This is a genomic window from Tumidithrix helvetica PCC 7403, assembly GCF_965232925.1.
GTDB classification, from domain to species: domain Bacteria; phylum Cyanobacteriota; class Cyanobacteriia; order Pseudanabaenales; family Pseudanabaenaceae; genus Tumidithrix; species Tumidithrix helvetica.
The window spans coordinates 136,728-154,200 of record NZ_CBDDRA010000005.1 but is presented as its reverse complement, the minus strand read 5'-3'; the positions used below and the strand labels follow the sequence as shown (position 1 = coordinate 154,200).

General features: G+C 45.6%; 8 protein-coding genes. 4 read left to right on the top strand and 4 right to left on the bottom strand.

The genetic code is table 11. The annotated features are described in order from the left end of the window. Positions 1 to 29 precede the first annotated feature (29 nt). From hpsB to ACP2WE_RS06605, 3 genes are all read right to left on the bottom strand, one after another. Positions 30 to 788 (bottom strand): hormogonium polysaccharide secretion pseudopilin HpsB, encoded by a 759-nt coding sequence (gene hpsB, locus ACP2WE_RS06615; protein WP_425214798.1) that lies wholly within the window; start codon positions 786 to 788, stop codon positions 30 to 32. 114 nt (positions 789 to 902) lie between these two features. After that, positions 903 to 9,395 (bottom strand): hormogonium polysaccharide biosynthesis protein HpsA, encoded by an 8,493-nt coding sequence (hpsA, locus tag ACP2WE_RS06610; protein ID WP_425214797.1) that lies wholly within the window; start codon positions 9,393 to 9,395, stop codon positions 903 to 905. A gap of 195 nt (positions 9,396 to 9,590) precedes the next feature. Beyond that, complete coding sequence (locus tag ACP2WE_RS06605; RefSeq protein ID WP_425214796.1) at positions 9,591 to 10,208, bottom strand: hypothetical protein; 618 nt, start codon at positions 10,206 to 10,208, stop codon at positions 9,591 to 9,593. Between the two features lie 65 nt (positions 10,209 to 10,273). On the opposite strand from ACP2WE_RS06605, the gene ACP2WE_RS06600 reads away from it, so the two are divergent. The 4 genes from ACP2WE_RS06600 to ACP2WE_RS06585 all read left to right on the top strand — a co-directional run bounded on the left by ACP2WE_RS06600 (position 10,274) and on the right by ACP2WE_RS06585 (position 15,916). Beyond that, complete coding sequence (locus ACP2WE_RS06600; RefSeq protein WP_425214795.1) at positions 10,274 to 11,347, top strand: cupin-like domain-containing protein; 1,074 nt, start codon at positions 10,274 to 10,276, stop codon at positions 11,345 to 11,347. Positions 11,348 to 11,537: 190 nt separating this feature from the next. Next, complete coding sequence (locus tag ACP2WE_RS06595; RefSeq protein ID WP_425214794.1) at positions 11,538 to 12,227, top strand: glycosyltransferase family 2 protein; 690 nt, start codon at positions 11,538 to 11,540, stop codon at positions 12,225 to 12,227. 27 nt (positions 12,228 to 12,254) lie between these two features. Beyond that, entirely contained in the window at positions 12,255 to 14,006 is a 1,752-nt protein-coding gene (locus tag ACP2WE_RS06590) for a hypothetical protein (RefSeq protein WP_425214793.1), read from the top strand. Positions 14,007 to 14,041: 35 nt separating this feature from the next. Then, on the top strand, positions 14,042 to 15,916 hold the full coding sequence (locus ACP2WE_RS06585; RefSeq protein WP_425214792.1) for a hypothetical protein: 1,875 nt from the start codon (positions 14,042 to 14,044) through the stop codon (positions 15,914 to 15,916). A 25-nt stretch (positions 15,917 to 15,941) separates the two neighbouring features. Here ACP2WE_RS06585 and glgA read toward each other — a convergent pair whose 3' ends face one another. Continuing rightward, the gene (gene glgA, locus ACP2WE_RS06580) at positions 15,942 to 17,417 is read right to left on the bottom strand and encodes a glycogen synthase GlgA (protein ID WP_425214791.1); all 1,476 of its coding nucleotides are present in this window, start codon (positions 17,415 to 17,417) and stop codon (positions 15,942 to 15,944) included. Between the last annotated feature and the right edge of the window lie 56 nt (positions 17,418 to 17,473).

The following is a 17,473-nucleotide window of genomic DNA, read 5'->3' as shown; positions in this document are numbered from 1 at the left end:
TAAAAAGCATTAAAACTATCAGCAAATCATCAATTGCCCAGACGATCTTGATAGTTTCTAAAGGTTGTGCCAGTGGTTGTACCAGTTGAATTTGCGGTAATGTCTGATTGCATAACTAACAATGGGCGAGATTTAGAGCCTAAGGTACCTGAAAATGCAGATTGAGTATAACTACTTCCATTTGCTGTGTTAACTGGCGGCAGTAAGGCTATCGGAGCAACAAAGGCATCCGCACGATAAACTCGTATGCTAACGCGATAACCTTGCAGTCTAATCGCAGCTACATCTGAGTTATTACAGGTAGCAACTGGCAAACATCTACTTCGCATCGCCTGAATCACCAAATGCTGTGGGTTGGATGTGCTAAATGGAGTGCCATCTGTAGAAACCAAAGTCCCCGGAGTAAGAGCTGTGTTTGGTAAAGCTGTCAAAACATCAACATTAAGATTAGGGTAAGTTACAGGATCGTCAAACCTAGCGTCAGTCTGATTAAGGGCAGGATCGTTTGGCACTTGAATTGTTCCCGATCGCAAGCCATCAATATAAGCACGCGCTGCTTGAGTGGCTTGATCTATGCGTCTGGCTTGAACGCGTTGTCCAAACGTAAGTGCCAAAAACGGAGCTATCCCTGTCAGCAAAACGCTCACGACGACGACGGCAACCAGAGACTCAACCAAAGAGAAACCTGCCTGACTTGAAGTCTTTTGGGTCTGACTACTCAAGACTTTTTTGCCTAGGCAAACTAAAGCAGGTTGATTATATTTGCTCAGATGAAATGTAGTCTTCATAGGAAACATCCGATTAACAGTGATTGGTCAAATTGCCATTAAATCAATTCTAATTCTTAAATTTCTTAAATGCCGTTCGCCGTCCTCTAGCGAAAGCCAGAGGACGGTCAAACGTTATGGAGTAGGAATAGGGGGCGCAGCAGTCGAGCAAGTAGTCGGACGCTGTCTTGGATCGCCGATCGCAAAGCTCGTGTAAGCATTTTTGTTCACACCTGCCCCATTGCGGGTTGTTGCCGACAAAGTCCCAGGCTGTGTGGCGCATAGTAGCGTTTGTACCCAACGATCGCTGCGATCGACCTCTCTGAGAAATTCATTAGCTTGTGAAACAGGGCTAGTGAATTGTAAGGCAAATAAGTCTGGTGACTGGGTTAAGAGACCGACATCATAGCCCCAAGATCTCGACGGGGGAGCATAAAATGACTGCGCCGCATCGGTATAAGACATATAAAAGCGCTTATAAGTGCTCAATGGCGAGTTAATTTGTGCGGGATCGACAAATATGGTGCCGAGATCTCCACTGTCGTAGATATTAGCCAAACTTCTGTAGGGCGCGGTACTAGAGAATGGAGCAGTAGCATAGCCACTTCGACCATTTTGCAAAAAGCCTCCGAGAATTTTTATTTCCCTAGTTGTTGAAGCATTAACAACCCAGTTTTCGATAAAGCGAATGAAGTTTTGTAAACCTCCACCGCTATCACCGCTAGGTGTAATCAGCGTAGGCGTAGCCAGAGCATAGGCAGCATTCCCAGAAGTATTCAGCGCAGAAGGATTGCCTGGGTTAGAGAGTCCATTGGTAGTAAAGCTCAGAAACGAGCGAGATGGCACATTACCCGTCACAAAGTAAGCATTGACTGTGGTATCTACGGCTTGCTCTGTCCATCTACCTGCGGGACCATTAATAAAGCCTGTAGTTGCCGAAGCTGAAGTACTAGGCTGTGGCATGGTATGTGAGTTATTGTTTGTAGTCTCAGGAGCGTGGAACTGTAAGACAGGCACGACCAGAGGCTCATCGACCGTCGTCATGGCAGTAACGACTGCATTTTGCATTTGGTCAGCGGTGTCTGTAGTGTCGCCATCACGGTTAAAGTCATTGGCTCCACTATCTGGACGAATTGCCTCAAAGCCCAAGAACCTCACACCACGCAGCGAGACACATCTATCCGTAGCATTGCCACCAGCACCCGTGCTTCCAGAAGGCGTATAGGTATTGGTAAGATCTGGGGTGGCAAAAGGTCTAAGCGAATCGGGAATACCTGCACCAGAGAGTGGGCCTGGGGGCTGCTCGCAGTCTGTCTTGTTATCGCGAATTACCATCAAGGTTGAGGTGTTTGTTACTCCAGCTCCAGATGTGAGCGCCCCACCAGCATTGCTCGTAAATTTGGAGATAAAGTTACCGACAACGATGCTATCGCGTGGTGATGCCAAGCTGTCATCAGACGAAATCGTCAGCGTCGAGAATCTTGGCGTAGCCGCAGAGTCACCTGGAGGCACTAACCAAAAGACTTTGTTTGGATCGACGCCTTGCAGCACAACTCGCAATCCGTCAAGCGTGCCTTGTGCCACGGTGAGCGGCGCATCAGACGAAGAGTTTGTACCCGCAGCACTAGTGGGTCTGAGGCGAATCACAAAGATCGGGTCGGGGACTGCAACCGTGGCGGTCAGCGTAAGTGTCGTGTTTCTGGGGATGGCAGGGCTGGTTGTATTAGGAGCGATCGCATCGATGATATTGACGGCTTGCGTAGCGGTCAGCGTGGAGGCAAACGTACCCGTGCGAGTCAGGGCAGCTAATTTAGCATAGGTGTCATCAATCACACCAATAGTTGAAACTGGTGCACCACCATTGTTTGATGTAGGACAAACGCCACTAGTTGTAATACCGGTTAGTAAACTCGTCTCGGCTTGATAAGTTTCGATGCCACCAGTATTTGGAAGTAGAGCATTACTATTGTTACGACCTTGCCAGTTGCAAACTAGATAGTTAGATGCTGCGTCTTGATTTGCGTTGATCGGTAAATTGAGGTTAATCACACCCGCCGCCGCCGTACCGGTGATGCCAGTTGTAGCAGGTGAAGCCATGTTGGCATTTTTTAAACACTCAATCACAACGGGGTTGGCTAGACTACCACCATCAGCAGGTAGCGTACTCATGCAAGCGGTTTGAGGTAAAACCAGACGGCTCGGACTGAGAGGCGTTGGCAAGAAAGTTGTACCATTGACAAACCCAGATCGACCGAGGCTGTAATTAGAGGCAATCCAAAGGTTCTGGTCGCCATACTGAACGCGCTCGGATGCTCCAATGCTGTCACCAGTACTTCTCGTACCTCTAAACCAAAGCGAACCAGCTTGAGCAGAACCTATGCTGTTTGGTCTGCGGTTGTCCATGCCGGGCAACATCGGCATATTGCCCTGTGTGCTTGGACTAAATATTGGAGCCGTACCTGTAGGCGGTGTACCACCACCAGGGGCTACCACACCTTGACCTGCAGTAATTAAAGGTACATTTGTACTAAAAGGTGGTGCATTAGTCGAGCTAGCGACATTAAACTGCGTATATGCTGCAGTACTTGCAGGATCTAACGTAGAAGGATAAGCTGCTGCAACATGCGATGCAGTTGCATTGGCACCTGCACCTACATGAGAGGCACTAATCAATGGCAACATTGCTGCCATTGGCGTTCTTGGTGTTGGCACAAGTGCAAATACTGGAGGTGTCAACGAGCTTCCCTTACCACCTGGTGTAGGTGTGGGAGTAGGTGTAGGTGTAGGTGTAGGTGTAGGTGTGGGAGTAGGTGTGGGAGTAGGAGTAGGTGTAGGAGTAGGTGTGGGAGTAGGTGTAGGTGTAGGTGTGGGACAAGGTGTAGGTGTAGGAGCAATGTCAGCAGGTTGCGCCGCATCATCTCCTGGGTAACCAGCTACTTCAGCATTGCCACCAATCGTACCAACAGGAGGAGGACAAACCGTTGCAGGTGTTGGCGCTCTGTAGGCATTAGCACCAGCGTTTCTAATTAAACCGAAGCTGTGATCGGAGTTTGACGTGGCGTTACTTGCCAGTGTGTTTACATTAGTAGAATTCGTAGCATTGGGCGGTTGCTGTAGCAATGACGAACTAGCACCTACTGGGTTAGAAATATGCAATATAAATCTTTCATCAGGTTCGGTCACCGCGTCTCTTACGACTAACACCGAAACTGTACAGGTACTGTTAAGACTGGCACTATTGAAGGTAATTGTACCCGTGGGGTTTGCGCTCGTGTCGATTGGAGTTCCCAAGGCAGGACAGCCCGTATTATCCGTTGGAGTTCTAGCTCCAAAGACAGTAGAGAGATAGTCAATACCCGTTGAGGATGCAGCCACTGGGAAACCTGCAGTTGTGCCATCCCATGCGCTTAAGTTATAGGGAGTCGCAGGGTTGGCTCCCGTCCAAGGGTATGTTTTGACATTTACGGTCACATTTGCAGTGGCAGTTGTGGCACTCCAATTCTTGATATTGATTCTGAAATTAATCCGTCTGTAGAAAGCAGAGTCTAATGCTGGGGAAGCAACAGTACCCGTAAAGTGAGGGTTGCTATTCCCAACATTGGGTGCAGCAGTCGCAGGAGTGGTTGTTGCTGCTGTACCGTAAAGGTAACGCGATGCAAACGCAACAGACAGTCTTGTGTTTGCTGCGGGTGTTGCGTTGGGCACAGAGTCATTACAATTCGTGACATTAGAGCCTGTACTACGAGGGTTATTACCAGCAACGCAGGTCGTACTTGAGTTATTTGGAACTGGAGCAGCAGTCTCTGTCGTACTAAATATGGGTGCTGGAAGCGTTGCAGGAAGATTATTAGCACCAGAGCCGCTATAGATAGCATAGTTTTGATATCTACCCTCTGCGGTATTGTTTTGATTTAAACCATCATTGTCAGCATTGTTAAGGATTTCCAGTTGGGGCGTTGGGACGGGAGGTGGCAATGGGCAGCCGACATCCCCATATAGATAGCGATTATTTGTCGAAAAGGGATTAGTCGTGTTGACTGTGGTACTTGCCATCACCTGTGGGTAAGTGTAGCCAGCAATCGTACTACCATTCACCACACCCAAAGGCATCGGCCAAACAATCCGATCGTCTCGGTCGTTACCAACGATCGAACTACCATTATCAAACGAAGGCGAGGAATTGCTACCAGGGGTATTACACTGCCTCGTCATCACGAGAGAATTATTGCCATCACCGTAGATGTCGTTGTAACGCAAGAAAGATAGACGACGGGCATAGCGGTTGTCTGCTGGTGCGATGTAGCGTGGCGCACCCACGGGTGTAGCCGCAACGGGTAACGTAGTAGTGCCCGCGCGAATCTTTAGCCAATCTGAAGGTTGACAAGTATAAGCAGGGAGTTTGCGGCAAATTTCCATGCCATACTCAGAGAAGGTAAGACGACGTTGAATGGGCGTTACGCCATTGGCAAGATAGGTATTGCGATTTGCGCCTGGGTAAGGACTGGCAGCAGTATCGATCCAGTTGGCACTGGTGACAAAATTGTTGTTATAAAGCCCGTTACGTCTTCTGGCAAGACTGTAAGAGCTTATTCCTACGGGTCGGAGCGAGTTATCAATCGATGTATCGATGTTGTTGCGGAGGTCGTAATCACCCTCGTCGCGGAAGCCATCGTAAGAGCCATAAGAAACGATCGTGGTTGCATCGGAAATGACTGTTGCAGGACGCCACTCATCACCCGAAGTGCAATTCGATCCAGAAGCTACGGGTCGGCAGGCAAAGTTGGGGTTGAGGTTGCCGCCTGATTGCAGCGTTATATTGTTATTGCGGGTGTAGAAGTTCGACCAGTTAGCTGCCAGCGCCGTATTAAATTCCTCAACGGCTGTGTTCCCATTTCTGTGAAGATTAAAATCACCCTTGACATAGATCGGGTTATTGGTAATCATCACCAAACCCTTTTCGCCAAACTTAGCATCGGATGTAGGTGGGTTAGCAAGTACGGGCTGTGTCGTACCAGTACCCCGCCACAACCTGCGTCCGTTGATCAATCTAATTCCATTGGGACGGCGAGTAGGGTCGAGTAAAAAGTCGGCGGAGCTAAGTCGTTGGCGTGAGGTGAGTGAGTTCGATGAATCGCTCAGATCTAAAAGGGCATCATCTCGGCTGGCATAGACCAAGCCGCTGTAGGGCAGCATATAGTCAGTGGGAACCCCATTAGGTGCAGCTGCGTTATTTGTAGGTCCAACAGCAGTGCTGCTGCGCAACAGGTTGAGATCGATGTCAGTGACTCGAATTTCTAGGGGCTGACGTTGTTCGATTTCTAGATCGCTAGTCGCAGTATCAGTGTTATTACCAGTACCACCCACTACACCATCAGCTCCAGGTGATTTCATGGTTTTTTCGTTGCGGGTCATCGACTTGACCTCACGACCGTCTAAAAAGGCAGATTCTTTAATCGCACCGTGAGGAAGCTGAATGCCCGTAGTTGGAACAGGTGGAGTACCAACTGCAAAACCAGCGGGATTGGCTAAAATGTCCAATCCGCATTGCGCTGCATGAATTGCGGACTCATCGGCTAGCGTCAAGCCAGCAGTGCCACTTGAAATCAGACGAAACAGGGCCCTTCTGAGGGGGGCATTGACAAACCGACCATCTGGGTAAACCAAGTTGGCTTGATAAATTAGCCGATCGCCAACAGTCGTAGCCGCCTCACCTAATGCGCGATCGAGAAATGCGGCATTGGTCGAGTCCATTTTGTTAAGCCCATTAACAAAGGCTATGGTGCTAATCGCGGCTGGGGGAGCATAGACAACCCCGTTAATTGACTTGGCACCCGTGGTAGCAATCACTGCATTAAATGCAGGGCTAAGTGCCTTACCGTCAGCCATGACATCAGGGGTACCATCAAAGGTAGGGGGCGAACCCGTAGGTAAATCGACAACCCCGCTAACATCGGGCAACCCAAACATGTTTCGAGCTGTGATGCTATTGGTCGGGTCGTAGTAGTTCGCAACGCAAGCAACTGGGGTTTGGGTCGTACCATTAGAGGTTTTGTAGTGATAGACCACCGAAGCGCGCATCCTTAGATCGCCTTTACGGAAGGCGTTGTTGTTTGCAGTGCTTTCAACACTGGGTGCTACGATTGCCGTTGGAACAGATGCCAATGCTTGACCGTCCCATAAGGTATCACTGGGGGTCATTGGCATTTTGTCCGACCAAACCACGGGAAACTTGGATTCGTCTACCCCAGTAGCAATCGATTTGATCGAGTTTTCTGTGACATCCAAAATGGAGTTTGCCACTGGAGTTAACGCGGGAGTCGGAGGGAGAAATGAGTATTTGCGCTCAAAGATTCCTGCACCTGTGATTACCCGCAAGCCACCTGTTGTTGGCGTTTGATTGCTAGTGGCAGGTGGAACCACAGGGTTAGCGGCTGCGCTGGTTTCCCAAAAGCCGTCGCGACTCACATCACCCGTGTCAACCAATGTATTGATTTGGGACTTACGCGCGCGATTACCACCACCAGCATCCCAAATAACACCCCCGCCTACGTTGTGACTGGTGGTTGAGTCTGAGGTGATCAGCGAGTTTGTAAGCAACCACTGAGATGGCAAATTATTTCCAACTCTAATGCGATCGCCGAGAAGATCTTCTCGGGCATTTGCGGCTTGTACATCTGGTTGCGTAGCACGCAAGGCCAGACTAGTGCCACTAACTCTAAGCTGCAAGTTGTTTGCTGCAGTCCCTAGAGGAAAGCCAGTGCCATTATCAGTATAACCAGCTACGCCCAGAGAACTGTAATCTAGCGGCATCCGCCAAGTTAAGGGGGGGAGCAAAATCGTATCGTTGGCGTTTACAACAGTCGAGCCGTTTCCTGCCCCGCCAGCAAAAGTAAACGTAGCGGCACTATACCCAGCAATAGGATCGGCTTTAGTGCCCGTAAAGTCGTTAAAGTTAACCTCTTTAAAAGGAACTTTGCGAAGTAAGCTTTTAAAGTAAGCTTGATACTCGGTGTTATAGGCATCGACTTTTTGAGCTGTAGATGCAGCGATTAGCGGAGCCACAGGAGCATTCGCTAGGGTTACTCCTTGGCTATTTAGACGTTTTTCAACAGCTTCAATAACCGATCGCGGATCGTTTGGCGCCCCTGCAGTCGGCAAGGGGTAAACCGTCTGTGGTGGTGTCACAGGAGGACCGCCTGCGGGGAGCCAGCGCTTGAAAGCACCTTGGACGAGTACATCGATGCGCTTGTTAAAAGCATCATCGTTAGAGGCAACTTCTTGCCCGACATTGGTTACGGTTGGCAGTTCGTTGGTAGCAGAAAGCGCATTATTAGAAACTGTAATTTGACCACCAGCAAGAGCTCTAGGACTCAAGGTGCTGGGATTGACCGTTTGACCGGGTGTCCCTTTAAATAGATGGAAGTTGACACCATTTAAACTCGTGTTATTGCTAAGCGCGTCACCCACGACGACGTCGCCCCCAACCGTGACCTTGGCATTCTCTTCGGTGTAATTACAAGATGCAGGGTCGCTGACCTGATAAAAATTGATACTTTGGAAGGTATCCGTCGTATTCCCAACGGTAGTTGGAGTGGAGGCATAAGCTCCAACTAAAAAATTGCCATTGGTGACAACGCGACCGTTGAGTCGAAAAGTACCGCCACTTCGAGCTAATTCTAGGTCTCCATCAAACCAAACCGCGTTATTGTTGAGAGCTGTGCGCGCGCGATCTTGTTGTAACTCGATCGCGTTAAAAGATTGGTTTGAGTTGGCATCACCAGGAAATAGTTCATATCTAGTAGGATCGAAAGCTGGGTTACCTGCGATCGTCGTTGCAACGCCAGGTAAGGATGTAATCGGTACAGTTGCCGCATAGACAAAGAAGCTCTTTTTGACTTTAGTCCCTTGAACTTCCCAGCCACCACCACCGCCTTGCGTACCAGCAACAGCAGCAGCTACACAAGGTCCACTCACAGCCCCAGTAGCCATAGGTCTAGAACGAGAACCTAAAGTGGGGAGTCCAGTTGCGCCAACCGTTGGTGAGCGGAATAGAATGCTGTAGAGACCATAGGTATCAAACCTACCGTTGCCATCCGTATCAATTGGGAATTTCCAAGCCGTATTCGCTGTTTCACTCGTGGGAGTTGCATTCCCCACTGTACTAATGACGCTATTACCATCTAAATCTTGATAAAGTTGGAGGCGGATCTCGTCGCCAAAGGTATAGAGGCTGTTGCCGTTGATAACACCGTAAATGTCTGTGTCAGATGGGGTGGATCTAGGTAGGTTGGGGTCAGCAATCAACTGGGCGAGTTTGGCTCTAGCTCGATCTAGAGCTGGTGTCGTAGCACTTTTAAACACCTCATCAACCCGAGCATTGGCAGCAGTTCTGGCGCGATCGCTAGATCTAGCAATCATCACAGTCACCAGCAAGGTCACCAAAAGCGTGACGATAATCGTGGTAGGAAGCACAAAACCAGCCGTACTTCGCTTGCTTTGATTTAAGAGACTTCGTACAAAGCGGCGACTAATACGAAATGGGCTGCCAATTTTGATCAACCACTTTCTGAGTTTGGCAATAAAGTTGGCAAAAAATTGGTTGATGCTTCTCTGATTGCGGTTTGACATGCCTTTAACCCGTTGATTAATCCGTTATTGTTTGTCGGTGTTTAGGAGATCTGCTAACAAAAAAGTAAAGCGAGACTGCTAATTAAAATCTGTTGGCTACCGTTGAGCTAGCCCTAACGCCATGATGCTACCCACACAACTCAGCAAAGTTAACACTGTCTTGCCTGTATGTATAGATTTTTGGAATTTTTGTTTTTAAGAAGGTCGGTGGAAGGTAAACGAAAACCAGATCGATTCAAAAATCACACCGATCGCCATGCCAACCAGAGCCAAACCGATCAAGAGCAAAAATGTTTTCCATCGGGTTAAATTGACAGATTTTGTTTGCATCCCCACGGTAGCTAATGCTCCTGTCATGCCCCCAGCTAAGAGATAGGCAATCCAAACATTGGGAACTGTATTGAGTACAAGTACGGCAAATATGGCAGCGAAAGCGATCGTGGTTATGGTTACCAACCAATCGAGTTTATTTAAATTTTCATCTTTGCGATCGGGTGCTTCGTAGTCATCGCCCCAAAGACAAAAAAATAGAAATGCACCACCTGCGCCCGTCGCGATCAGACTAGGGACAAGCCCCGCATAGAAAAAAGCGATCAGAGCTGTTACTGCCACGGCAATTAAGCCACCCAAGTTGAAAGCGATCGCCCATGTTGCGCCGAGAGATATACTGAGCAAAAGCAGCCCTTCAAGGAATTGCTGCCCGCGATATAGGTTGTTTAAGTAGTAACCGAGAAAACTGTAGCCCAGTAATAAAACGGCTAGCTGGATCAACAGAATGACTCGGATAAATACACCTTTGATTTTGATATACATAATCTTTTCAAAATCTTTTGAATTAGTGAACTAAAGTAACAGTTAAGTTAGCAGAGCTAAAGACTATGACTTATTCCAACCATTTGAGTACTCAAGAATTTAGTCCTCTCAAATATAATCCTTTTGTCGTTACCTCAAAGCCTCTAACCGATGACTGGAAACGATGGATTGCCGAGAATAAACTGCTAGGTGCGGATGATGATTCGCTCGTGCAAACGCTAGTTCAGCATGGCATTGATGCCAATGAGGCACGGAAAGAGTTACAAATTGTTATATCGCATCCTTATTTTCAGGCAGGCAGAAACTTTACCGATGCCCTCAAAAAGCTGGAATCCCATGCCAATATCAGCATAAAACTAGCGGAGTTGTCGCCGAAACAACAACAAATAGAGCGGCGAGACAAGCTCACTAGACAAGAGTTTTTAGAAAATTATTATGCCACCAGTACCCCAGTGATTTTGACTGGAATTATGGAGAACTGGCAGGCTTTATCTTTATGGAGTCCTGAATATTTAAAAGCGAACTATGGAGATGTCGAAATTGAAGTTCAAACCAACCGAAATGCCGATGCCTTATATGAAATCAATGTCGATCGACATCGCAAGAATCTGTTAATGCGCGACTATGTTGACATGATTGTCCATGGTGGTTCGACCAATGATTATTATATGGTTGCCAACAATCACAATCTCGATCGCGACGAAATGAAAAGTCTCATCGACCAAATCGAATTGTTTCCCGAATACCTAGATCCCAAAGATACAAAAGGCAAAACGTACTTTTGGCTCGGCCCTGCGGGTACGATCACACCCCTACACCACGATCCAGCTAATTTAATGATGGCGCAGGTCTATGGACGCAAGCATTGGAAAATGATTCCCCCCTATTACAACCATTTGATCTATAACTACAGAGGCGTATTTAGTGAGGTCGATTTAGACAACCCTGATTACGATCGCTATCCATTGTTTAAACAGATCAAAACGATCGATGTGTTGTTGGAACCGGGAGAAGTGATTTTTGTCCCTGTTGGTTGGTGGCATCACGTGCGATCGTTAGATATCAGCATCTCACTTTCGTTTATCAATTTTATCTTTCCCAATCAATATCAATGGAGTTTTCCTGATATTAAGCGATAGGTTCTTAATTTGATAGCCCATTCGAGTTTTGGGGAATTGGTTATGCAATTCTCTCTCTGGGTAATATATAGCAATCCTAAATGAGTGCGTAGGGGCAATTTATAAATTGCCCCTACAGGTCTATGCAGAAAAAAGAATCTCAACATGTATCAAATAGGATTGCTATATAAACAATCATGAGGTCAGTCGATTGAAATTATCTGTCATTATTCCTTGCTACAACGAAGTTAGGACGATTACTCAAGTAATTCGTGACGTGAAAGTTTCACCGATCAAAGAATGTGAAATCATTGTCGTAGATGATTGCTCGACCGATGGCACCAGAGAACTCTTACAAAATGAACTAGAATCGCAAGTCGATCGCGTAATTTATCATTCGTGCAATCAAGGGAAAGGAGCAGCACTAAGTTCAGGGTTTGCTGTCGTGACGGGGGATATTGTAATCGTGCAAGATGCCGATCTGGAATACGATCCTCAGGAGTATCCAATTATGATCGAACCGATTTTAAGAGATAAGGCAGATGTTGTGTTTGGCTCAAGATTTCAAGGTGGTTCCCCCCATCGTGTTGTGTACTATTGGCATCGCGTTGGCAATAGCTTCTTAACAACACTCTCAAATATGTTTACTAATATCAATCTGACTGATATGGAAACTTGTTACAAAGCCTTTAGGAGCGAAATCGTTCAAGCGATCAAAATCGAAGAAAAACGCTTTGGATTTGAACCAGAAATTACGGCAAAAGTAGCAAAAATGAATTGTCGTATCTATGAGGTCGGTATTTCCTATTATGGACGCAGCTATAAAGAAGGTAAAAAAATCAGTTGGAAAGATGGGGTTTGGGCAATTTATTGCATACTTAAATACAACTTGTTTCGATAAGAAATTTTCTTTACTACTCAGCTAGAAATGATTCCAAAAAATTCAACTAATTCTGACACATTGACAAATGGAGAGACAGGTAAGAGCAGCCCATCTCAATCAACAAAAGTTAGATTCATTCTTGATATTGGCATAATTTTGGGATTCACCTTGGCACAATGTCTCTGGATGTGCCAGTTTACTTCTGTAAAAGTGGGATTGGTCAATTTACTCCCCACAAGCTTATTTCTAGCGATTTGGTACTTCTGCGTCAAAGTCGTAGCCACCAAAAAATACTTTTGGCTGTGCTTTGGTCTGGGATTTTTATTAACTCTAAGGCTGCCAATTACACTCACGACCGCCTTAGAACCAATCAATTGGACGATCTATTTTGGCATGGCAGGATTGGTCTTACGAAAAATCATTGATTACTTCAAAGTTAAGCAGTCGCTTGTTTTTGCGATCGCTGTCATCACCATTATTATCTTTAACGCGATTACACATATTTCCCTTAACTCTCCGTTTACCTATGCCTTTCGTACCGTGCGTCATGTTGCTTCAAACTATACGCCAGGGGTTGAAAATAACCAGTCTTGGGAATGTCCCTATGAAATCCCCAACCTTGCGGTCAGTTGCGATATGCGTCACTTTATCGCACCAGAGAGAATATTTACGGAACCAAACTACGATGCTAGTTTCTCAGTCTTTATGAGTAGGTTCTTTTATGGCTATGTCAGCTCTCTTGTAGGCATAGAAGGGCATCGCTGGTTTGCTAGTTTTAGTCTCAATCTATTCCTTTGGTTTTGTGCCTGTACCTCTATATTTAGAATCTGTATTTTGGCAGGGCTAGAGCGACGAATTGCATTAACAGCAATGATTTGCTGTGCTTCGGGTTGGGAATTTGTCAGCTTTGTCGGTCAACCATCGCCACAACTCACTGCCTATGCTTTTGCGGCGATCGCGATCTGGGCAACTGTAGAAGTTATCCATATTTCTCAAATAGGACCGATTGCTACAAAAGAACTTAAGACGGAAGAGAGCGCAACGGAGAACAATATTCTCAATGGTGAAGTAGATTTAGAGCAAAAGAATTCTTGGATCGCGCTCCTTGCCTTAATTATTATTTCTGGTGGACTTGCCTATGAGATCTATCCGTTAACCCTAGTCAGTGCGATCTTGCTTCTCATTTATCGCCAGAGGTTTTTAGCCATTGCGATCGCGGCAACGCAAATCTGCTTGGTTATCGTGTGGAAGGAAGTATCTCTTACTAAATTTTTGGGTACTCTTGGCAATATAGAAAGTCAAAGTAGTGGTATCAAAAATCTGGCCTATAGCTTGCAGACTTGGTTAGATATTTTCTTGAAATTTGACTGGCATAAAGGGTTTTATTTTATTGCCAAAGGGTTTCAATCTTACATTTATGGAAGTTATATCATTGGTGCGATCGCGACACTGATTTTTGTAGTTTATTTAATTAGAAAGCAAATCAAACAACCCGATCGTTCCAGTCAATTATTACTTTCAATCTGCCTTTCTCTTACGATTGTGATGCTCTTAGCAACAATTTTCACAATACCACAAGCACATATCTGGAGTGGAACGGGCATGCAACCGAGGCTAGCAGCCTTTGTTTATCCCGTCAATATCATTGCGATCGCGGCGATTTCTAATTGGTTGCTCAAACAATATGCCTATGCTATTGCGGTGGGTACATTTTATATTTCTAATTTAGATTTGACTGGTTTGGCATCGATGTCACAACTTTTTGATTACGGTGCGATCGGTTTGTATTGGAAGTAAGTCTAAGAACTTGAAAATAAACGCTAAAACAAATTATGGAATGTCCTTTGTGTGGTCACACAAAATTTGTCAACCATGGGCAAGTCAAATACGAAAAAAAGAGACAGGGTAAGCAAATTTACGAGTGTGCTGCTTGCCATGCAATTTTTACAGATGATTTCACTGAAGAATCATCCCAAAATAGTTCGAGTCGCGAACTGTTCACCCCTGAAGTAAATTTTTTAAAAGATAGCCTCAATCAAGAAGTCCGTCGTGACAGAACGCATACTCAAGGTAATCGCTTTATCGATGGTGTTATTAAAAATTCAAAAACTTGGTTTGAGCAGTTCAGCCATAATTTCCAAGGTTCCAACTCAATTCAACAATTGACCCAAGACCTAGGAATCGTTTTAGGGTTTACCCTACTGCAAGCCGTTTGGATGGCTCTCTTCACTTCCTTAAAAGTCGGTCTATTAAATTTAATTCCCACTTTCTTAGTTTTAGCGATTTGGTATTTCTTTATCAAAATCGAGTTCAACACCCAACCATTTACAAAATATTTTTGGCAGATTTTTTTACTGGTATTCATCCTAACTTTAAGATTCCCTGCAACCATTTCACGCAACTTAGAACCTTTTAACTGGATTATTTATTTTATTGTAATTGGCTTAGTTCTCTTCAAAATAACTAACTATTTTAAAGTTAGACAAAAGCTAGTTTTACTGATTCTCACAGGCATATTGATTCTATATAATTCTCTAGCACATGTGTCTTCAAATTCACCTTATACCTATGTTCCAGGAGTTGCTGTAAATTATCCATTTGCTTGCCCTCACGAGCACCCAGAGTTTATGGTCAACTGCGACCTCAATCACTTTACGGCTTTAGAACGAATATTTGTCGAGCCAAATTTTGATGCCAGCTACTCAAAAAAGCTAAGAAGATTCTTTTTTGGCTATTTAAGCTCCCTAATTGGATTTGATGGACATCGCTGGGTAGCCAGTTTCTCTCTAAATCTACTGTTTTGGTTGTTTGCCTGCGCGGCGTTATATAAAACTTGCTCGATCTTTAATCTCAGTGAAAGAGCTGCAGCGATCGCAATCTTGTCTTGTGCATCAAGTTGGGGTTTTGTAAGCTTTGTTGGGCAATCCGCTATGTATGCAGCATCCTTTGCCACCGCTGCAATTATGATATGGGCAACATTAGAAATTATTCATAGCCACAATCTTCAAAAAACTGCTTTCATGAGTTTGCTGATTCTCATCGGCTCGCCCATCTACGATGTGTATCACCTCACACTTGCCTGTGCATTCACCTTATGGATATTTAGAAAAAGAGCGACCGCGATCGCAGTTTTGACCGTACAGATTTTAATTGCAATCCTCTGGACTGAAATATTTTTGAAACAGGTTTTAGGAACGATCGGATGGCAGGAGAATGTAGAGTTTTTAACCAATAGTATTAAAACTTGGCTTACCACGCTTACGCATCTAGATATTGCTTGGATTCTTAAGTTTATTTGGAGAGGCACAGAAGCTTTAATTTATGGGGGCATGATAGTTGGCTTTTTAGCTGCAAGCATTTACTTGCTTGATTTATGGAATCGTTATCGCTCGAAGCAAGATCTCGATAGTCTTTTACCCTTGGTAGTTTCCAGTGCAGTTATCTCTCTGGTCTTACTTTCGGCTATTTTGGTAGCACCTGAAGCCAACCGCTGGAGTCCTACGGGTATGCTGCCAAGGTTGGCTTTCTACACCTATCCAATTTTTACCATTGCTTTAGCAGCGATCGCGGATCGTTCTATCAAGAGTTACTACGCCTATAGTGGGGTTGTACTCACATTCCTATTTGCCAATATAGACATTACAGGCATTGCTTCTATGGCACCTTTCTTTGACTATGGCTTATTTGGGATCTATTGGAAACCCTAAATTTAGGGTTTCCTAATCTCTTGTTTTACTTGTGGCGAATGTAGTCATAAATTCCCACATATTGTTCGCCAGGAAGATTCCACGAATAGTCATATTCCATTCCCTGTTTGACTAGTTTTTGGAACTCTTCGGGTTCTTTTTCCCACAGGGCTAGGGCTCGACTCATCGCTGACTCAAGGGCTTGATAGTCAGATTGATAAAAGACAAACCCATTCCGTTCTTCTAGGGGCTTGTTTGGGTCGTAGTCGCGATCGAAGACGGTATTGACTAGACCACCCACACCGCGCACAATCGGAACCGTACCATAGCGTAAGCTAATTACCTGAGTCAGTCCGCAAGGTTCGTAGTTACTGGGCACAACGATCATATCCGCGCCAGCATAAATCAGGTGCGAAAGTTCCTCGTTAAATCCTAATTCCAAATGGCAGTCGGGATTGTTGTTTAAATGCTGTTTCTCATGCCAGAACTTAGAATTAATCGCAGCTTCAGTCGCGGAACCGAGGAGAACAAACTGCGCACCTTTATGCAGCGCATAATAGATAGCATGATGAACTAAATGTACGCCCTTTTGATTGTCTAGGCGACCGATATAGCAAATTAGCGGCTTATCTGAATCCCGTAACAATAATCTTTCCCGTAGCGCCTTTTTATCCTTGGCTTTCCCCTCAAGATCTTCCTTGTTGTAAAAGCCTGGAATATAGCGATCGGACTCAGGATTCCACAGGTTGTAGTCAATGCCATTGAGCACACCCCCAAACTTGCTCTGATGCACTTCCAAAATTCGTCCCAATCCGCAGCCAATGTCAGAGAAGCGAGCTTCCCATGCATGGTGAGGTGAAACCGTATTCACGAAATTGGAGTAAACGATTCCCCCTTTCATGAAATTGATTGCCCCTGGATGAAAATCATCTACGAGGCGATCGCGACTGTAGTAGTAGGCATCATTATTGAGTCCTGTAGCCCGCAGCACATCCGAGCCAGCCATCCCTTGGTGTTTAAAATTGTGAATGGTATAGACCACGCGCTGCGTCCCCATACCATGAAACTTGTACATTTCAAACAGCATGACTGGAACTAAGCCCGTCTGCCAGTCATGGCAGTGCAGGATATCGGGACGCTTATTGCTTTGCAGCAGAAACTCTAGGGCAGCTTTACTAAAAAAAGCAAAGCGCATATTGTCATCATTCGCACCGTAATAAAAGCCTCGATTGAAAAAATTATCGCCAGAATGAGGCTCGATAAAGAAACATAGTTGCCCATGCACCCAGCCACAATAAACCGAGCAGTGAATTGTGCCACCGTACCAGGGCACCCAAAGATCGCGATAGGCATCATGCATGCCCCAAACATGGTCATAGCGCATGCAGTCGTATTTAGGTAATATCACCTCGACCGCATGACCGCGTACTTCTAGCTCTCGACTGAGTCCATAAACTACATCACCTAGCCCCCCAGCTTTAATGACAGGAGCACACTCAGAAGCTATTTGTACAATGTACATAATCCGTTGAATTAAAAAAGTTGATTTTTTATCATTTAAGCAGGAAACGCATCCCC